Here is an 18,448-nt window from a genome sequence, read left to right as displayed (position 1 = left end):
GCTAACAACTAGGATGACCCACAACAAGAACAACAAAACGAGGTCAGGGATGCAGACTTCCCTTGAGGAATACGACTACATCGTGGTCGGTGCCGGGCCGGCCGGTTGTTTGCTGGCCAACCGGCTCTCGGCTGACCCGCAACACCGGGTGCTGCTGCTCGAAGCGGGCGGTCGCGACAACTATGCGTGGATTCACATCCCCGTGGGCTACCTGTTCTGTATCGGCAACCCGCGCACCGACTGGTGCTTCAAGACCGAAGCGCAGCCCGGCCTGCAGGGTCGCACCCTGAGCTACCCGCGAGGCAAGGTGCTGGGGGGCTGCTCCTCGATCAACGGCATGATCTACATGCGCGGCCAGGCCGGTGACTACGATGGCTGGGCCGCCGCTGGCAATCCCGGCTGGAGCTGGAGCGATGTGTTGCCGCTGTTCAAGAAAAGCGAAAACCACTTTGCCGGCGACTCGGAATTTCACGGCGCAGCCGGGGAATGGCGGATCGAGCGTCAACGGCTGTCGTGGCCAATTCTGGATGCCTTCCAAAGGGCAGCCGGGCAAAGCGGCATCGCCAGCATCGAAGACTTCAACCAGGGCGACAACGAAGGCTGTGGCTACTTCCAGGTCAATCAGAAGGCCGGGATCCGCTGGAATGCGGCCAAGGCCTTTCTCAAACCGATTCGCCACCGTCCCAATCTGACCGTGCTGACCGACATCGAAGTCGACCGCCTGCTGCTGGAAAACGGCCGTGCATCAGCGGTCAGTGCACGCTGGCAAGGCCAGGCGAAAACCTTCAAGGCGCGCAAGGAAATCGTCCTGTGCGCCGGCTCCGTCGGTTCACCGAGCATCCTGCAGCGCTCCGGGATCGGCCCGCGCCCGCTGCTGCAACGCCTGGGCATCGGCGTCACTCATGAGCTGCCCGGGGTCGGCGGCAACCTGCAGGATCACCTGCAACTGCGGATGATCTACAAACTGCAGAACGCCCGCACCCTGAATCAGATTGCCGGCAGCCTGTTGGGCAAGATGGGCATGGGCCTGCGTTACCTGTATGACCGCAGCGGCCCGCTGTCCATGGCGCCAAGCCAACTCGGCGCTTTTGCCCGGTCGGGGCCGGAGCAGACCTCGGCCAATCTTGAATACCATGTACAGCCGCTGTCCCTGGAGCGCTTCGGCGAACCCTTGCACGCGTTCCCCGCGTTCACCGCATCGGTCTGCGATCTGCGGCCGCAAAGCCGCGGCCGAGTGGAGATTCGCTCTGCCAACCCGCAGCAAGCACCGCTGATTCAGCCCAATTATTTAAGCCATCCAGAAGATTTGCGGGTCGCGGCCGACGCCATTCGCCTGACCCGGCGCATCGTGTCGGCTCCGGCCTTGCAAGCCTTCAAACCGGTCGAGTACTTGCCTGGCGACAGCTTGCAGAGCGAAGAAGAGTTGCACGAAGCCGCTGCGCGAATTGGCACCACGATTTTCCATCCGGTCGGCACCTGCCGCATGGGCAATGACGCGGACGCAGTGGTCGACGCCGAGCTGCGCGTTCATGGCATTCCCGGTCTGCGCATCGCCGACGCCTCGATCATGCCGCGCATCACCTCGGGCAACACCTGCTCGCCTACGCTGATGATTGCCGAAAAAGCCGCGCAACTCATCCTCAACCCCAGCACAAGGAGCAACACCCAGGAAAAGGAACGGGTCACGAACGCCTGAACGACGTACGCGGTCAATGTAGGAGCTGGCGAAGCCTGCGATCTTTTGATCTTTACATCGGATCAGGCACCGCGTAATTCCTTTGAAGATCAAAAGATCGCAGCCTGCGGCAGCTCCTACAGGGAACGTAAGCAGCAGGAAGATCGATGCAGGTAGCATCGAGTTGACAGTAGCGGCACCAGGCCCACAAGGCCGGTGCCGACAGTGGAACAACAAAAACAATCACTGTGAGGGATACGATATGTCAGAACATGTTCAGCCACTGGAAGCCGTACGCAGTGCGGGGACCAGCCGCGAAACCCAGAAAGTCATCTTCGCTTCATCGCTCGGGACGGTGTTCGAGTGGTACGACTTTTTCCTCTACGGCGCCCTCGCGGCGGTCATCAGCAAACAGTTCTTCGCCGGGGTCAACGACACCACCGCGTTCATCTTTGCGCTCATGGCGTTCGCCGCCGGCTTCATCGTGCGGCCATTCGGCGCGCTGGTGTTCGGCCGGCTCGGGGACATGATCGGGCGTAAATACACCTTCCTTGCCACCATCATTCTCATGGGCGTGGCGACCTTCTGCGTCGGGCTGCTGCCGACCTACGCCAGCATCGGCATTGCGGCGCCGATCATTCTGGTGGTGCTGCGCATGCTTCAGGGCCTGGCCCTGGGCGGTGAATACGGCGGCGCTGCCACTTACGTCGCGGAACACGCGCCGATGGGCAAACGCGGTTTTCACACCAGCTGGATTCAGTCCACTGCAACCCTCGGCTTGCTGCTGTCACTGCTGGTGGTCCTGGCGTGCCGCTACTTCACCGGTGATCAGTTCGAAGTCTGGGGCTGGCGGATTCCGTTCCTGTTTTCGATCATATTGCTGGGCATCTCGACCTGGATTCGCATGAGCCTGCACGAGTCGCCGGCCTTCGTGAAAATGAAAGAGGAAGGCAAACTCTGCAAGTCGCCGCTGCGCGATTCCTTCGGCAAATGGGAAAACCTAAAAGTCGTCCTGATCGCCCTGTTCAGCATCAACGCCGGGCAAGCAGTGACCTTCTACGCCGCGCAGTTCTACGTGCTGTTCTTCCTCACCCAGTTCCTGAAAATGGACCCGGCGCTGGCCAACAGTCTATTGATCGTCAGCGTGATCATCGGCGCGCCGTTCTTCATCTTTTTCGGCTGGCTGTCGGACAAGGTCGGGCGCAAACCGGTACTGATGATCGGCCTGCTGCTGGCCACCGCGCTGTACTTCCCGATCTTCAAGTCCATCGCCCACTACGCCAACCCGGCCATCGACCAGGCAAGCCGTCAGGCACCGATCACCGTGCTGGCCGACCCGGCTACCTGTACGTTCCAGTTCGACCCGGTGGGCAAGGCGAAATTTGACAGCCCGTGCGACAAGGTCAAAACCTTCCTGGTGAAACAGGGCCTGCCCTATAGCAGCGCAGCGGCCCCGGCCGGTAGCGGCGTGCAGGTCAGCGTCGGTGACGTGAAGCTGGATGGCTTCGACGAAGCAGCCCTGCGCGGTGCGGTGACCCTGGCGGGGTATCCGTCACAAGCCGATACGCAACAGGTCAACAAGTCCATGATCGTGGCGCTGATGGTGGTGCTGATCATCATTTCCGCCATGTGCTACGGCCCGCTGGCGGCGCTGATGGTCGAACTGTTCCCGACCCGCATCCGCTACACCTCGATGTCCCTGCCCTACCACATCGGCAACGGCTGGTTCGGCGGTTTCCTGCCGACCGTGTCGTTTGCCCTGGTGGTGTACACCGGGGACATCTTCTACGGGCTGTGGTACCCGGTGGTGATTACCGGGGTGAGTCTGGTGGTGGGGATGATCTGTCTGCGCGAGACCAAGAACGTGGATCTGGACACCAACTGACAGCCAGTGCAAAAAAAACGCCCCGCAAACCGGGGCGTTTTCGTTAATCTGATCGCTCGACGCAACCATCGCCCCGCCACTCTCCAGACCGAGGCACCATGATCATTTCATCCGCATCCGACTATCGCGAGGCAGCCCGTCGCAAACTCCCGCGTTTTTTGTTCGATTACATAGATGGCGGAGCCTATGCAGAGCATACGCTGCGGGCCAACAGCGCCGATCTGGCTGACATCAGCCTGCGTCAGCGCATTCTGAAAAACGTCGAAACCCTGAGCCTTGAAACCACCCTCTTCGACCAACCCCTGTCAATGCCGATCATTTTGGCGCCCGTCGGCCTGACGGGCATGTTCGCCCGTCGGGGTGAAGTGCAGGCGGCGAAAGCCGCGCAAAACAAAGGCATCCCCCTGTGCCTGTCTACGGTATCGGTGTGTTCGATCGAGGAAGTCTCGAGCCAAAGCCAGCAACCCCTCTGGTTTCAGCTGTATGTGTTGAAAGACCGGGGGTTCATGAAAAACGCGCTGGAGCGTGCCAAGGCCGCCGGGGTGCAGAACCTGGTGTTTACCGTGGATATGCCCACGCCCGGCGCCCGCTACAGGGATGCACACTCGGGCATGTCAGGGCCTTTTGCCGCCTCGCGGCGAATTTTCCAGGCCATGACCCGACCCGCCTGGGCCTTCGACGTAGGCGTCATGGGCCGTCCCCACGACCTGGGGAATGTGTCGAAGTACCTTGGCAAAGCGGTCACACTCGAAGACTACATGGGTTGGCTGGCCAACAACTTCGACCCTTCTATCAGCTGGAGCGACCTGGAGTGGATTCGTGAATTCTGGAAAGGCCCGATGATCATCAAAGGCATTCTCGACCCCCAGGATGCCAGGGACGCGGTCAGCTTTGGCGCCGATGGCATCGTCGTGTCGAACCACGGTGGGCGACAGCTGGACGGCGTGCTTTCCACGACCAGGGCATTGCCGCCGATCATGCAGGCCATCGGCAATGATCTGACGGTGCTGGTCGACTCCGGGATCCGCTCGGGGCTGGATGTCGTAAGGATGCTGGCGCTGGGGGCAAAAGGCGTAATGCTGGGACGCTCGATGGCCTATGCATTGGCTGTCGACGGTCAACGTGGTGTGGAGAATATGCTGGATATCTTTGCCAGGGAAATGCGCGTGGCGATGACCTTGACCGGGGTGACTTCAATTGGTCAGATTGACGAGTCCACGCTGGTGAGTGCTGTTCGATGACTTGAACCCTGTCATGTAGGAGCGAGCTTGCTCGCGATAGACTCAAGAGCGCCGCGTTCAGCCAGCACGCGACATCGTTGACGACCATCGTCGGAACGCCGCCCGGAGCAAGCTCGCTCCTACAATGAACGGTACTACGCCCATACGGGACATTTTCATGTTCCGGGACACGACCATCACTCGACGTCTTTCAGAATCTCGAACGTCACTTGATCGGGATAGAACGCCACGTAGTTGCGAATCTGCTCGACAGACACTTTGGGGTCTTCATAGCTCCATACCGCATTGGCGCCTTCGTGCCCCGGGATCTGCAGACTGAAATAGCTGGCGTCGCCCTTGTAGGGGCAATAGCTGGTGTGGTCGGTGCGGGCGAAAAACTGTTCGGCGATGTCCTCCCGGGGGACGTAGTACACCGGAGGATAATTGGCCTCCAGCAGCACCAGCGCCCTCGAGGAGGCCGCCACCTGAATACCGTGAAACCTCACCAGGAGACAGCCTGGCTGTTCTGCAATGGTGATGACAGGACTGGGACCGGAGCTTTTCATCACTATCTCCTGGATCATGGGAAGATGCATGGCTGTGGCGAGGGGGCTTGTCGGAGCGCCGCATTGCCCCGTCTGGGCTGCGCCGCAGCCTCAAAACCTGCCACCGTGATGTAACAGGTATACCTCATGTTGCGCCATGGCGGCTGCTTCGCAGCCGAACGGGAGCAAGCACCTTGGCCGCAAGATCAAAAGATCGCAGCCTGCGGCAGCTCCTACCGAAGGCTGCGATCTGTTTTATGCACCGCGAGCAACTTTTTGCTGTACATCCATACAGATATTGATTGCCCCGGCGCTCATCACCCGCCATTCTGTGCACCTCTCGAACACTGATCGACGACGGTGGCCATGCAGCTGTACCTCTGTGAAAAACCTTCCCAGGCCAAAGACATTGCGGCCGTGCTCGGCGCCAGGCGTCGCGGTGACGGCTGCTGGCTGGGCACGGACGTCACGGTGACCTGGTGCATCGGCCATCTGCTGGAAACCGCGCCGCCGGATGCCTATGACGCCCGTTACAAACGATGGGTACTGGCGGACCTGCCGATCATTCCAGAGAAATGGAAAATGACCGTCAAGCCACGTACTGCCAGCCAGTACAAGGCAGTCAAACGCTTGCTCGGCGAGGCCACCGAACTGGTGATCGCCACCGACGCCGACCGTGAGGGCGAAATGATTGCCCGGGAGCTGGTGGAACATTGCCGATATCGGGGGCCGATCCGGCGACTGTGGCTCTCGGCGCTGGACGATGCGTCGATCCGCAAGGCGCTGGCGGCGCTCAAGCCGGGGGCCGAGACCTTCAGTCTTTATCATTCGGCACTGGGTCGCTCACGGGCCGACTGGTTGATCGGGATGAACATGAGTCGGCTGTTCACGCTGTTAGGGCGTCAATCCGGTTATCAGGGGGTATTGCCGGTCGGCCGGGTGCAGACGCCGACCCTGCGTCTGGTGGTGGATCGCGATCGCAGCATTGCCGATTTCGTCCCGGTCGCTTATTGGGCCATCGACGTCCAATTGCTGCACGACGGCACCGCGTTCACCGCGCAATGGCGGGCGGCCTCCGACGCGTGCGACGATCAGGACCGCTGCCTGAATCAAGCGCTGGCGCAGCAAGCGGCGGCGGCGATTGCCAGTGCGGCGAGTGCCCGGGTGATCAAGCTGCGTACCGAGCGGATGCGTGAAGTGGCGCCGCTGCCGTTCGATCTCGGCACCTTGCAGGAGGTCTGCTCGAAGAAGCTGGGCCTCGGCGCCCAGGAAACCCTCGATATCGCCCAGGCGCTCTACGAAACCCACAAGGTCATCACCTACCCGCGCAGCGACTGCGGCTACCTGCCGCTAAGCCAGCACAGCGAAGCGCCGGGCATTCTGGCGGCGCTGAGGCAGGCCGACCCGGCGCTGAACGCCTTGAACGATCACCTGGAGCCCCAGCGGCGTTCACGGGCCTGGAACGATGCCAAGGTCAGCGCTCACCACGGCATCATTCCCACCGCAGCGGCAAAGAACCTCGAGCGGCTGGCGGGCAAGCAGCGGGCGGTCTACACGCTGATTCGCGCGCGGTACCTGGCGCAGTTTCTGCCCAACCACGAATACGACCGCACCCAGGCCGACTTCGACTGTGCCGGTGAAGCCCTGCGTGCCGTGGGCAAGCAGATTGTCGAGCCCGGCTGGAAACGCGCCCTGCCCGAGGCCCTTGCCCCGGCCAAGGGCCGCGAAGCGCCGGTGCCGCAAACCCTGCCGGCCTTGGCCGAAGGGCGCGATTGCGCAGTGGCCGACGTGAAGCTCAAGGACCTCTGGACGCAACCGCCCAAGCCGTTTACCGAAGGCGATCTGATCAAGGCGATGAAGAACGTCGCCAAACTGGTGGAAGATCCGCTGCTCAAGCAAAAGCTCAAGGACACCACCGGCATCGGCACCGAAGCGACCCGGGCCTCGATCATCCAGGGTCTGCTCGACCGCGGTTACCTGGTCAAGAACGGCAAGGCCCTGGCCGCGACCCCGGCCGCGTTCAGCCTGATCGATGCAGTGCCGCGCGCCATTGCCGATCCCGGGACCACGGCGATCTGGGAACAGGCGCTGGACATGGTGCAGAACGGTGAAATGAGCCTGGAAGAATTCGTCACCAAACAGGCCGCCTGGATGAGTAAGCAAGTCGCCCGTTGCGCCGGCCTGAACCTGACCATCAGCGGGCCGGCAAGCCCCGCCGGTCGTGGCGCCACGCCGTGGAAAAACAAACGCAAGCCCGTCAAGCGCAAGCCTTCCACGGGCACCAGGCGCGCGGCGAAACCGGCGAGCAAGGGGTAGTTTTTCATTCTTGCATGACCAAGCGGTCCCCGACCCACCGCACCGGCACGGACTCCAATTGCGCACCCTTGCAGGGCCCATCGATGCAGTGCCCGTCTTCGAAACGAAACATCGCGCTGTGATGAGCGCACATCAGGACCTTGCCGCGATAGGTGCAGAACGCTTGTGGGCGGTAGTCCAAGGGTACCGAGAAATGCGGGCAGCGATTGATGTAGACCCATACCTGCTCGCCTTGACGCACCGCCACCAGCCCGGCGGGATGCAATTGCCGGTGTTCGGGCAAACCCAGGGCGCCACCGTCAGGGATGTCATCCAGTTGGCACAACGTAGTGGTGGTCATGATGATCAACCGCGCAATTCCGGGTTGCCAAGGCTCCAGTGCCAGGGGCGGATCTGGATACTGGCAAACAGTCCGGCCTGAACATAGGGGTCGTCCTGGATGAACGCTTCCACCTCCGGCAGACTCCCTGCCTCAATCACCAGCAACGTGCCATTCATTGCCGCACCGTCCTCATCGAGGGTCGGGCCGCCGAGCCGGACGATCACCCGATGTCGCTCGGTCGCTCGCAAGTGCGCTTGATGACTGGGTCGCAAGCGCTGACGCAACGCCAGAGAGTCCGGGTGATCGGTAGCGAATACCGCAAAAAACTGTCCCATGGTTCACTCGGTTTCCATGACAAATTCGTAACACGCACGCTTGAACGGCAGTTCGATATCCAGGCTGGCGGACACATCATCGTGGGTGACCCGTTTTTCATAGATCACCTGCAACGAATGTTTAACGCCGAACACCGCATCGGACTCCAGGTACGGATCATCGTGATTGAACAGGTGGGTGACCAGTTTGCGATAGCCCGGCACATCGATCATGAAGTGCAGGTGCGCTGGCCGCCACGGGTGACGATTGGCGGCATTGAGCATGCGCCCGACCGGACCATCGGTGGGGATCGGGTAAGACACCGGGACAATCGTGCGAATCGCAAAATAGCCGTCGGCATTGGTGCGATAGCGACCGCGCAGGTTGCCGAACGGCTGGTCGGTGTCCTGGCCTGAATACAGGCCGTTTTCGGCGGTCTGCCAGACGTCCAGCACTGCACCGGCCAGCGGATTGCCATGGGTATCGACCACACGTCCGCGCACCAGCGCTGTTTCGCCCGCGGTGAATGCCATGTTTTCGCCGAATTCGCGCTCCGGCATGCCTTCGATGTAGAACGGCCCGAACACGGTGGTCTCGGTGGCATTGGCACTGTGCCGATGGTTGATCGCATCGACCAGCATCGACACGCCCAGGGTGTCCGACAGCAGAATGAATTCCTGGCGCACCAGGCCATCGCATTTGTGCCCGGTCTCGGTCAGGAAACGGATGCCTTCAAACCACTCTTGCTCGTTCAGCTCGACGTCGCTGACAAATGCATGCAGGTGACGCACCAGGCTTTGCATGATTTGTTTGTATCGGGCATTGGGCGCGTCGCTGAAACTGTTCACGGCCTGCTTGGAGATCAGTGATTCGATGGCTTTGTCTTGATCGGTCATTGTTGTTATTCCGACGAGGATGGACGTTGCTGCCAACACATGAGGCCGGGGCGAAGGTGTTGGCAGCACACAGGGATCAGGCGGGGGCCAGACCTTTCATGGCGCGGGTCAGCAACGCTTCGATCGGGCCTTGTTCAAACGGCCGCGGGTTGTAATAAGGACTGGCACAGGCGATTTGCGCAGCGTCGGCCGGTCCGTTTTCCGGCAGGCCGATGTCAGCCAGGGCCAGTGGAATGCCCAGTTTCCGGTTCAGCGCGTACAACAAGGCACCGACCTCGCCCGCCTCGCTGCCTCCCAGGGCGCGAGCGGCACGTTGCAGCGGCCCCGCCGCGGCTTCGCGATTGTAATGCGCGGCGTGGGGCAGAACGATCGCGTGTGCCTGAGCGTGGGGCAAATTGAACGTACCGCCCAAGGTGTGGCAGAGCTTGTGGTGCAAGGCCATGCCCACCGACCCCAGGCAAATACCCGCCAGCCACGCGCCGTACAGGGCCTGGCTGCGAGCGTCCGGGTCGGTGGGATCATTGACCACGCCCGGCAAGGCCTGCGCCAGTGAGCGAATCGACTCTTCGGCCATGAAACCGATGATCGGGTTGGCGTCCTGGGCATACAGCGCTTCAACCGCGTGCGCCATGGCATTCATCCCCGAGCAGGCGGAAATCTGCGCGGGCAAGGTCAGCGTCAATTGCGGATCGTAGATCACGGTTTTCGGTAAAACCCTGGGATCACGTCCGGTTTTTTTCAGCCGGTTTTCGGTCAGCCCGTAGATCGGGGTCATTTCCGAACCGGCGTAAGTGGTCGGAATCGCCACGATCGGCAGCCCCGAATCCATCGCGATCGCCTTGCCCAGGCCAATGGTCGAACCACCGCCAATGGCCACACAGCAATCGGCATCGAGACGGGACGCTTCGTCGCGCGCCGCTTGCGCCACTTCCAGCGGCACATGCATCACCGCCTTGGGATACACGCCGGCCGCACGATCACCGAGCAAGGCTGCGACCTGTTCGCCCAGCGCTTGTTGTTCCGGCGTGGTGAGGATCAGCGCGCGCCTGGCGCCCAGACGTTCGATCTCTTCAGCCAGCGCCGAGAGCTTGCCCCAGCCAAACACCACACGGGTCGGCAGGCTTTGGTAAACAAAAGGATTCATGGCAGGCCTCAGCGTTTGAAGTGCGCAGGGATTTTCGCATCGACGTTGACCCAGACCGAGCGGGCTTCGGTGTAGTCATGAATCGCTTCAAAACCCATTTCACGGCCGTAGCCCGACTGACCAACGCCGCCAAACGGACTGCCAGGGCTGACGCGTTTGTAGCAGTTGACCCAGCACATACCGGCGTGAATGGCGTCGGCCATTTTGTGCGCACGGGCCAGGTTCTGCGTCCACAGGCCGCTGCCCAGTCCGTATTCAGTGCTGTTGGCGATGGCCAGGGCTTCTTCGTCTGTGCTGAAACGCACCACGGTGACGAAGGGGCCGAACACCTCCTCCTGGCAGACACGATCCTCGGGCGATGCCTCGACAATGGTCGGTTCGACATAAAAACCATCGGCCAATGCCGAATCGTCTGGCGCTTTACCGCCGGCGAGGATCTTGCCGCCCTGCTCTTTGGCGATCTCAATATAGGCCAGCACGCGGTCGCGGTGCAGCGCCGACGTCAGCGGGCCCATTTCAGTCTCGGGGTCCATCGGATCGCCCAGGCGGATGGATTTGGCCAGCTCGATGAAGCGCTCCAGAAACCGGTCAGCAATGTCTTTATGCAGAATCAAGCGCGACCCGGCGATGCACGCCTGGCCCTGGTTGTGGAAGATGGCCCAGGCCGCGCCGTTGACCGCCGCTTCCAGGCTGGCGTCTTCGAACACGATGTTGGCGCCCTTGCCGCCCAACTCCAGCTGGATGCGCTTGAGGTTGCCTTTCGACGCCTCAACGATCCGGCGACCGGTCGCCGTCGAGCCAGTAAAGGCAATCTTGCCCACGTCGAGGTGCTCGGCCAGCGCCTGGCCAGCGGTATGACCGTAACCCGGCACGACGTTCACCACACCTTTCGGGAAACCGACTTCAGTCATCAGCTCGACGATGCGCAAGGTCGACAGCGGTGTGATTTCCGACGGCTTGATGACGATGGTGTTACCGGCCGCCAGTGCCGGGCCCATTTTCCAACTGGTGAACATCAGCGGGAAGTTCCAGGGCACGATCTGCCCGACCACCCCGATGGGTTTGCGCTGGACGTAATTGAGGAACCCGGCTTCGACCGGAATCACCGAACCTTCGATCTTGTCCGCCATGCCGCCGAAGTAACGGAAACAGGCCGCCGTACGTGGAACGTCGAGGCCACGGGAATCACGGATCGGATGGCCGGTGTTCAGGGATTCGAGCTGGGCCAGTTCTTCGCCGCACTCTTCGATCTTGTCGGCCAGCTTGAGCAACAAGCGCCCGCGTTCGGCGGCGCCCAGGGCGGACCAGGCCGCAAACGCACGTTTGGCCGCGGCGACCGCGAGTTCGATGTCAGCGGCTTCGGCGGCAGCGACACGGGTGATCAACGAGCCGTCATGGGGCGACACGACGTCAATGGTGCCGCCGGCGACCGCATCCACGAACCGGCCATCGATATAAAGCTGATTTTGCATAATATTTCCCTCGCACCGCGCCGATGGCGCAGTGTCTGACGACTTGATTCTTGAGCGCATGCCCTGCTGAATGGCCCGGCGTGATGCCGGGCAAGACAAAGGTCTTAGAACTCGATCGGATACGGCTTGAGTTCACCGCTTTCGTAACGTTGCGGCAGGTTCGGCGTGGCGTTTTCCCACACCAGCAGCATCGAGCGCTTGGTCGAATAGCCCTGGTGGCGAATGTCCGCCGGCATGGCGCAGATGTCGCCGGCACGCATGGTGATGCGCGCTCGCGGATTGCCGTCATCCTTGTCGCCGACGTCCCACAAAATCTCATCGGACAACTGCAAGAACCACTCGACCCGGTCATTGCCATGGAACACCGGCAGGATGAATTCTTCAGTGGTCGGACAGAACAGGCTGGCCTTGCACACCGAAGTCACCGACGGGTTCCAGGTCACGTCGGAGCGCGACAGGTACTTGAACAGGCTGAAAGCATGCAACTCACCTTCGAAACCTTCGGCCGCGTGAACTTCCGGTTCATCCTGATCAACATCGATGAACTGGCGGTTGATCGGCAAATCGTTACGCAGCGGCGAATCATCTTTCAGGCCAGGCATGCGTTTGGTGGCGATGCGGAAACGCTCGATGGCTTCGATGTTGTTGCCGTTCTTGCGACCGAACGCCGAACCGGTTTCTTCCGGTGCCGCGAACGGGTCAAAGGAGGCGTTGGTCCAGTCGCGCAGGATGGCCTTGAACGTCGCCATGATCAGCGGTGTTTCAAAGTTTTCGGTGTAGTTGACGCCGGCGGCCTTGAGCGTGCCATTGAAGGTGCCGGCGTACAGGTCGACTTTTCCGTAGTAATTGCGGGTGCCGATGACGTGGTCAAAGTTGACCCAGCCATAGAAGAAGCCCCAGGCCACATCGCGCATCATGGCGCGCAGAAAGGCATCGACCGGAATCAGGTGCGAGCGGGTCTGGCCTTTGGCCGGCCAGGTAATACGGGCAAAGTACTCGTCGCGCGACAGTTCGAAGGCGCCGAGTTTGAAGGAGCAATAGCCGGTGACGGCATGGGGCGCGCTGGCCTGGACTTCGTCGTCGGCAAAAGCTGTGTTATCGGCAGCGTTTTCAAGCATGGCCATGACGGGATTCCTCTTGTTGCTTCTGTTAGATGGGAAGGCGGTGATCACTTGAAGCAGATGTCGGCCCACTTCTCGACCGACAAAGGTCCCTTGATGGTCTGCTGCAGGATCACGCCCGGACGGCTGGCTTCGAAGCGATACGCAGTGCCGGTTGGCAGCAGGCACTGGTGACCGCGCTTGAGCAACACGTAACCCATAGGTTTGCCTCCCGGCACTTCACCGGCCAGGCGAGTGCCCTCGCCGTCTTTCAAAGGCGCATCGAGCTTGAGGAAATCCACCCGTACTTCACCGTCCATGACGATGGCGAACTCGTCGTGCGCTGCCGTGTACCAAGGCGACTGGCCTTCGGCGCGCAGGGTTTCAATGACGTAGCCGAGGTTGAGGCCGACGACGACTTTTTCATAAGGGCGGGATTTTTCCGCCACTTCGAAAATGTTCGAAAAGGCGTAATGACTGGCCTGGCCGCTGATGATTTCAACCGACCCTTTGCTGTACTTGTCCAGCGAGCCGAAGACCGTTTCGATTGCAGCGCTACTCATGGTTTTCACCGTTTTGTTGTTGTAGTAACAGTGAGCCAACAGTACGTCGCAGCTCCGTCGGGAACAATTAGAGAGCCGGCGACAACAGTGTTCGCGAAACGCAAACACTGGGGTCACTGCAATCCTTGTGGGAGCGAGCCTGCTCGCGAAGGCGGTGTGTCAGCCAACATCCCCGGTGGATGTAAAACCGCATTCGTCGGAACGCCGCCCGGAGCCGGCTCGCTCCCACAGGTTTGGTGTATCGACTCAGCGTACCCAGCCACGCTCCAGCAGGGGCTTGTCCCAGCAGGGTTCATCGCCGAAGTTTGCCACCAGGAAATCGATCAGCGTGCGCACCTTCAAGGCCCGGCGCTGGGTGGCCGGGTATACCGCAGAAAAATTGAAAGACGACAGCGCGTACCCGGGCAGGACCGGAATCAGCCGACCGCTGAGCAGGTCGTCGCTGGCCACCAGTGTCGGCAAACAGACAATGCAGACCCCGGTCGACGCGTAATCACGCAGCAAATGCACCGAGTTTGAGCGCACCTGGCCCGGCAGGCTCAGCTCCACCTGCTCGTCAGCGCCGGTAAAGATCCAGCGGTTGCGCGACGGGTAGCCCTCGTACAAGGCAATCTTGTGTTGCAGCAACTCCTGCGGGTGCGTGGGCACGCCGAACTCGGCGGCATAATCGGGTGACATGCAGAACAACCGGCGCACGCTGAACAGTTTGCGCTCGATCAGGGTTTCCGCCATCGGCGGGAACATCTGGAACGCCACATCGAAACCCTCTTCGATCGGGTCCACGACCCGATCATTGACGATGACGTCGACCTCAATGTCAGGGTACAGCCGCGTGAACTCGGCCAGCATTCTGCCGAAGTGGCCGATTGCAAAGCCGGGCAGCATCTGCACCCGCAGCTTGCCGGTGGGCTTGGCGCGCAACTCGCGCATGTGCTCGGTCAGCGAGTTGAAACTCGCGACCATGTCCGCGCATTCCTTGTAATACGTCTCCCCAACCTCGGAGAGTCGGACATGCCGCGTACTGCGATGGAACAGCGGCGCGTTGATGAACTGTTCCAGCTGTTGAATGCGGTGGGTGATCACCGAGCGAGTCACGCCCAATTGCTGGGCTGCCTTGGCGAAGTTGCCTGTTTCGGCCACTCGCACAAAGGCTTCGACACTGAGTAAACGATCCATGGGGCAGGCTCTCTGGATGTTTTTGTTCTTATAGGAACAACGAGGTTAGCCTGTCGGCCCCTGGCACTCCACATCCCTGTGCCTGCCCCTTTTTCCGCTGCCGATAATCAGCGATTCAACCAAGGGTAGCGCGCGGTGTCCTTGTTGCCGTAATCAGGGTCCAGGTAGATGAAGCAGCGCTGGATCTTGAAATCGCGAATTTCGAAGACGTCGGCCCAGTAACCGGCGCCGGCCGGTGTCGGGACGCCGGCGCGCCAGTGGCCGTCGACGTGTTCGCCGAAACTGGTGCCTTCACACACCAGGGTGTCGGTGCCCGTCAGGATCCAGTTGAAATGTGCGTAGTCGTGGGTAATCGACTTCAAGCGTGCGCCCAGGTCCGCGAACATCTGCCCGATCTGGTCGCGGCCGGTGGCCAGCCCCCACTTTGGAAACAGAACCTGGGCGTCGTCGGCAAACAGCTCGAGAATGCTGCCGCCGGTGGAGGTGATACCGCCGTTGTCGAAGGCCTTGAGGTATTCCAGGGCGATGGATTTGCGTTGCTCGTCGGTCATTGTCAGGGTGCTGATCATGGCTGTCTCCGCTGTGTTTTTTGCAGTGATGTGGAGGGTGGCTGTCAGTGCAGCGACTTGATGTACGCGATGATCTTCTGCCGCTTGGCCGGGTCGTCCTGGGAATAAACCATGGCACTGCCCGGCGCGACGGCCTGGGCATCCGTCAGCCAGGCATCCAGCAGTTGTTCATCCCAGACCTTGCCGGCCATGGTTTTGCCGTAGCCGTCGCTGTAGGTGAAGTTCGACTGGCTGGCGGCCTGGCGACCGATCAGCCCGAACAGGTTCGGCCCCTGCCCCGGCGGGCCGCCCTTGTCGAAGGTGTGGCAGACCGCGCAATGGTTGGTTGCCAGTTTTTGCGCGAGCGCCAGATCGTCAGCCTGAGCGGTGCCAGCCAGGCCAAGGCTTGCCGCCAGCATCAACAGTGCCGGGGCGCGTAGGAGGATGTGCGTCATATCGTCGTTCTCATGCAATCACGGTGATGGGAGCCGCGAGTGATCGCCGCTCGGGCTGGATTCAGCTTCGGCTCGGTTCGGTGTGCGCCTGGTTCGCTGCGCGATAGGCGAAGGCGATGATCGGGCCCAGCGTCGAACCGCCGGCCCAATAGGCGCGACCGGATGCCGACGCCACGCAGTTGCCGACGCCGTACAGCCCGGGAATCGGTGCGTTGGCGTTGTTCAGCACCTGGCCGACGGAGTTGGTTTTCGGACCGCCCTTGGTGTCGAGGTTGCCGCCGGTGATCAACGCCGCGTAGTACGGGCCTTTCGCGGCCAACGGGTACATCGTCAGATTGCCGCTGCGGTCGGGTTTTACCGGGCCGGTGAACACCCCCTGAATCACCAGCTCGCCGCGATGGAAGTCCAGGTCCTTGCCCTTTTTCGCCAGTTCGTTGAAACGCTTGAGCGTGGCTTTCAGGTTGAGATTGAAATCCGGGCTGAGCTTTATGCCTCCAATATCGCTGGCATGTTTATCGAGTCGTGCGGCAATGTTCGTGGCCAGTTCTTCCAGGGTTTCGCCACGGACCACATGGCGATCGTTCCCACCCTTGGGCACGATCGGCGAGCCGTATTCGTCGCTGCTGCAAAAGTCCTGGGCGCGCTGGTCCCAAATCGAAAACATCACCAGGTTCGGGTATTCAGCTTTATCGCCATCCCACTGGAAAATCGTAGGGACCATTTCGTTGTAAAGGGTTTTTTCGTTGACGACGCGCTTGCCGTACTTGTTCACCATCAGCATCGAATCGCCGTTCATGGTGAAAATCCCGGACATCGAACCGTCTTTGGCCAAGGCTTTTTCCAACAGAATCGGGCACGACCACGCGTAGTTCATGTTGCGCAATTGCACGCCCAGTTCACTGGAAATGCGGATGAAGTCACCTTCATTGGTCAGGGCTGCGCAACCGCCGTACACCGGAGCGTTGAGGAAGTTGCGGCGCAGCTCCGGGTCGTGGGTAAATCCGCCGGTGGCGAAAATCACCGCCTTGCGCGCCTTGACCCGTTGACGGGTGCCCTCTTCGGTTTCGACTTCGACACCGACCGCTTCGCCCTTGCCGTTCAGGATCACCTTCACCACGCGCTCGCCGGTGCGGATCTGCACCCCGTCGCGCTTGGCTGCCGCGGTCAGCGTGCGGATCGCCACACGGCCGCCGTCCGACATGCTCGGTCGCGCTTCCCTGGGCACCAGTACCCGGCCTTTCTTGGCTTTGTCTTCGGCCAATTCAGCCCAGTAGTCCGGCACGTCCGGGCAATGGCGGTAAGGCAGCGCGTCGCGTTCGGCCAACAGCTCAGCGGCGGGCGATGCGCTGTCGTAGATGGCTTCACACATCTCGTATTCCCAGTCCGACAGACCGAGTTTGGGCAACGAGGCATCGTAGGATTGCGGGCGTGTCAGGCGGGCGACATAACGCATGTAATCCGGCTTTTCATCGACCAGGCCGGCGTCGCGCATCGGCTTGTTGTTCGGCACCCAGTACCAGAACGCCGCTTTGGCCGCAGTGCCGCCTGGGCTGCCGGCCTTTTCCAGGATCACCACGTCGTTACCCAACCAACGGGAGAACAACGCGGTCGGCAACCCACTGCCGCCCCCGCCGACGACGACAATGTCGTGCTCTGTGTCGAACGGCAGTTCATCACTGGCCATCGCCCGTCCAGCCACACCCGACAGCGCGGCGACAGCGGTACCGGCGGCGCCGGCCTTGATAAAGCTGCGGCGTGACAGCGCGAGTTTCTGCTTTTCTTCATTCATTTTTATTCTCCGGATCAATAGCGGTCACAACGGCAAATCACAGGACGCAGGCAGGCGTCGATGACTCACCAGTAATGCCAGAGCTGCACAAACAAGCCGTCTGTTACGGTGGTGTTGCGCCCTTCCACGCCTTTGGAATAGTGGATGGACACCTGGTCCCACTTTTTCTGGGCAAACACTCTCTGCACACCGGGCTTGAGCTGAAACAGCACACCGGCGCCAAGCGCGGTTTCGTTGGATTCAGAGAACGCGATGGTGTTGTTGTCGCGATCATCGGAACTGAAGGTTTTCTGGTAATCGGCACTGATGAAGGGCGTGACCTGGTACGTCGGGCGATCAACGATGTTGTAGCCCAGGCGCAGGTTGGCGTGGCCGGTGTCGCCGGGTTCGCTGTCGTGCGGGCCTCTGCCGCGGATGATCGCGCCCACCAGCAGGTCGATGTTCACCTTGCCCAGCCATTCGTTGTAGAACAGCGAAGGCCACAAGGCGTAGGTATCACTGCTGACCGAATCCGCGCCGGTCGGCAGTTGCACGTAGGCTTGCATACCGATAGTGCGCAGCGGTGTCGGGTTGTACCAGACCAGGCCGCCGACCAGAGGATCGCCAAACCCGCTGACCCGCGTACCATTGCCGCGAATCGCGATCTCCGGGACGGTGATACTGGCGAGAAAGCCGGTATTGGGCAGCCCGTCGACCTTCCAGTAGTGCAGTAACGAAGTCAGGCCAACGTAGGTATCGGTATTGCTGCCGGTGACTTTGTTGCCATGATCGTCAAAGCGTTTGCGGTCGTCGTTGTATTCAAATTCCTGACCGACCGAGTTATAGGACTCGGTGAAGTCCGAACTGAATTGAAAGCTTTGCGGACGGTTGCTGGCAAAAGGAATGCCCGACGCTTGCGCCTTCTCGGTTGGACACAAGGACGTACCCAAAACGCATAGCCCGACACCTGCCATGTTCATCGCGAGACTGAATCCAGCTCTCATCGACATTCTCCAGTTATTGTTATTGTTGTTGTGTTCAATGACCG

17 protein-coding genes are annotated in these 18,448 nt (G+C 60.9%); 4 read left to right on the top strand and 13 right to left on the bottom strand.

Features of this window, described 5'->3' with window-relative positions; translation table 11 throughout:
• Positions 1-49 precede the first annotated feature (49 nt).
• The 3 genes from ACA067_RS13185 (at position 50) to lldD (ending at position 4,801) form a co-directional block, all read left to right on the top strand.
• Positions 50-1,696 (top strand): GMC family oxidoreductase, encoded by a 1,647-nt coding sequence (locus ACA067_RS13185; RefSeq protein WP_497462161.1) that lies wholly within the window; start codon positions 50-52, stop codon positions 1,694-1,696.
• A 241-nt stretch (positions 1,697-1,937) separates the two neighbouring features.
• A complete protein-coding gene (locus ACA067_RS13180) occupies positions 1,938-3,560 on the top strand; it encodes an MFS transporter (protein ID WP_497462160.1) in 1,623 nt (540 codons plus the stop codon).
• Between the two features lie 98 nt (positions 3,561-3,658).
• Positions 3,659-4,801: an FMN-dependent L-lactate dehydrogenase LldD gene (lldD, locus tag ACA067_RS13175; protein ID WP_497462159.1), complete on the top strand. Its 1,143-nt coding sequence runs from the start codon at positions 3,659-3,661 to the stop codon at positions 4,799-4,801.
• A gap of 176 nt (positions 4,802-4,977) precedes the next feature.
• Here the strand turns inward: lldD and ACA067_RS13170 are convergent, their stop codons facing one another.
• A complete protein-coding gene (locus ACA067_RS13170; RefSeq protein WP_497462158.1) occupies positions 4,978-5,346 on the bottom strand; it encodes a DUF427 domain-containing protein in 369 nt (122 codons plus the stop codon).
• 345 nt (positions 5,347-5,691) lie between these two features.
• Between ACA067_RS13170 and ACA067_RS13165 the strand changes: the two genes are divergently transcribed.
• Positions 5,692-7,641, top strand: a complete 1,950-nt coding sequence (locus ACA067_RS13165; protein WP_497462157.1) for a DNA topoisomerase III — start codon at positions 5,692-5,694, stop codon at positions 7,639-7,641.
• 4 nt (positions 7,642-7,645) lie between these two features.
• Here ACA067_RS13165 and ACA067_RS13160 read toward each other — a convergent pair whose 3' ends face one another.
• The 12 genes from ACA067_RS13160 to ACA067_RS13105 all read right to left on the bottom strand — a co-directional run bounded on the left by ACA067_RS13160 (position 7,646) and on the right by ACA067_RS13105 (position 18,404).
• Positions 7,646-7,981, bottom strand: coding sequence for a Rieske (2Fe-2S) protein (locus ACA067_RS13160; RefSeq protein ID WP_497462156.1), 336 nt, complete (start codon positions 7,979-7,981; stop codon positions 7,646-7,648).
• Positions 7,982-7,986: 5 nt separating this feature from the next.
• The gene (locus tag ACA067_RS13155) at positions 7,987-8,298 is read right to left on the bottom strand and encodes a YciI family protein (protein WP_497462155.1); all 312 of its coding nucleotides are present in this window, start codon (positions 8,296-8,298) and stop codon (positions 7,987-7,989) included.
• Positions 8,299-8,301: 3 nt separating this feature from the next.
• Positions 8,302-9,174 (bottom strand): dioxygenase family protein, encoded by an 873-nt coding sequence (locus ACA067_RS13150; protein ID WP_497462154.1) that lies wholly within the window; start codon positions 9,172-9,174, stop codon positions 8,302-8,304.
• A 76-nt stretch (positions 9,175-9,250) separates the two neighbouring features.
• Positions 9,251-10,318: a maleylacetate reductase gene (locus tag ACA067_RS13145; protein ID WP_497462153.1), complete on the bottom strand. Its 1,068-nt coding sequence runs from the start codon at positions 10,316-10,318 to the stop codon at positions 9,251-9,253.
• A gap of 8 nt (positions 10,319-10,326) precedes the next feature.
• Entirely contained in the window at positions 10,327-11,790 is a 1,464-nt protein-coding gene (locus ACA067_RS13140) for an aldehyde dehydrogenase family protein (protein ID WP_497462152.1), read from the bottom strand.
• Positions 11,791-11,894: 104 nt separating this feature from the next.
• Complete coding sequence (locus ACA067_RS13135) at positions 11,895-12,914, bottom strand: hydroxyquinol 1,2-dioxygenase (RefSeq protein ID WP_497462151.1); 1,020 nt, start codon at positions 12,912-12,914, stop codon at positions 11,895-11,897.
• Between the two features lie 44 nt (positions 12,915-12,958).
• A complete protein-coding gene (locus ACA067_RS13130) occupies positions 12,959-13,453 on the bottom strand; it encodes a cupin domain-containing protein (protein ID WP_497462150.1) in 495 nt (164 codons plus the stop codon).
• A 246-nt stretch (positions 13,454-13,699) separates the two neighbouring features.
• On the bottom strand, positions 13,700-14,629 hold the full coding sequence (locus ACA067_RS13125) for a LysR family transcriptional regulator (RefSeq protein WP_497462149.1): 930 nt from the start codon (positions 14,627-14,629) through the stop codon (positions 13,700-13,702).
• Between the two features lie 107 nt (positions 14,630-14,736).
• Positions 14,737-15,198: a nuclear transport factor 2 family protein gene (locus ACA067_RS13120; protein WP_497462148.1), complete on the bottom strand. Its 462-nt coding sequence runs from the start codon at positions 15,196-15,198 to the stop codon at positions 14,737-14,739.
• A gap of 44 nt (positions 15,199-15,242) precedes the next feature.
• Positions 15,243-15,632: a c-type cytochrome gene (locus ACA067_RS13115; RefSeq protein WP_497462147.1), complete on the bottom strand. Its 390-nt coding sequence runs from the start codon at positions 15,630-15,632 to the stop codon at positions 15,243-15,245.
• A 61-nt stretch (positions 15,633-15,693) separates the two neighbouring features.
• Positions 15,694-17,421, bottom strand: coding sequence for an FAD-dependent oxidoreductase (locus ACA067_RS13110; protein WP_497462146.1), 1,728 nt, complete (start codon positions 17,419-17,421; stop codon positions 15,694-15,696).
• Positions 17,422-17,486: 65 nt separating this feature from the next.
• Positions 17,487-18,404: a transporter gene (locus ACA067_RS13105; RefSeq protein ID WP_497462145.1), complete on the bottom strand. Its 918-nt coding sequence runs from the start codon at positions 18,402-18,404 to the stop codon at positions 17,487-17,489.
• Positions 18,405-18,448 lie beyond the last annotated feature (44 nt).

It is taken from the genome of Pseudomonas sp. LBUM1674 (assembly GCF_059695635.1).
Note: the sequence above shows the minus strand (reverse complement) of the source record. Positions and strands in the feature narration are given on the sequence as shown.

Bases quoted from the DNA above. Each gene is read 5' to 3' on its own strand.
- ACA067_RS13145 (WP_497462153.1), bottom strand. From the start codon at position 10,318: ATGAATCCTTTTGTTTACCAAAGCCTGCCGACCCGTGTGGTGTTTGGC.
- ACA067_RS13105 (WP_497462145.1), bottom strand. From the start codon at position 18,404: ATGAGAGCTGGATTCAGTCTCGCGATGAACATGGCAGGTGTCGGGCTA.
- ACA067_RS13165 (WP_497462157.1), top strand. From the start codon at position 5,692: ATGCAGCTGTACCTCTGTGAAAAACCTTCCCAGGCCAAAGACATTGCG.
- ACA067_RS13125 (WP_497462149.1), bottom strand. From the start codon at position 14,629: ATGGATCGTTTACTCAGTGTCGAAGCCTTTGTGCGAGTGGCCGAAACA.
- ACA067_RS13180 (WP_497462160.1), top strand. From the start codon at position 1,938: ATGTCAGAACATGTTCAGCCACTGGAAGCCGTACGCAGTGCGGGGACC.
- ACA067_RS13120 (WP_497462148.1), bottom strand. From the start codon at position 15,198: ATGATCAGCACCCTGACAATGACCGACGAGCAACGCAAATCCATCGCC.
- ACA067_RS13170 (WP_497462158.1), bottom strand. From the start codon at position 5,346: ATGAAAAGCTCCGGTCCCAGTCCTGTCATCACCATTGCAGAACAGCCA.
- ACA067_RS13140 (WP_497462152.1), bottom strand. From the start codon at position 11,790: ATGCAAAATCAGCTTTATATCGATGGCCGGTTCGTGGATGCGGTCGCC.
- ACA067_RS13115 (WP_497462147.1), bottom strand. From the start codon at position 15,632: ATGACGCACATCCTCCTACGCGCCCCGGCACTGTTGATGCTGGCGGCA.
- ACA067_RS13185 (WP_497462161.1), top strand. From the start codon at position 50: ATGCAGACTTCCCTTGAGGAATACGACTACATCGTGGTCGGTGCCGGG.
- ACA067_RS13135 (WP_497462151.1), bottom strand. From the start codon at position 12,914: ATGGCCATGCTTGAAAACGCTGCCGATAACACAGCTTTTGCCGACGAC.
- ACA067_RS13110 (WP_497462146.1), bottom strand. From the start codon at position 17,421: ATGAATGAAGAAAAGCAGAAACTCGCGCTGTCACGCCGCAGCTTTATC.
- lldD (WP_497462159.1), top strand. From the start codon at position 3,659: ATGATCATTTCATCCGCATCCGACTATCGCGAGGCAGCCCGTCGCAAA.
- ACA067_RS13150 (WP_497462154.1), bottom strand. From the start codon at position 9,174: ATGACCGATCAAGACAAAGCCATCGAATCACTGATCTCCAAGCAGGCC.
- ACA067_RS13160 (WP_497462156.1), bottom strand. From the start codon at position 7,981: ATGACCACCACTACGTTGTGCCAACTGGATGACATCCCTGACGGTGGC.
- ACA067_RS13155 (WP_497462155.1), bottom strand. From the start codon at position 8,298: ATGGGACAGTTTTTTGCGGTATTCGCTACCGATCACCCGGACTCTCTG.
- ACA067_RS13130 (WP_497462150.1), bottom strand. From the start codon at position 13,453: ATGAGTAGCGCTGCAATCGAAACGGTCTTCGGCTCGCTGGACAAGTAC.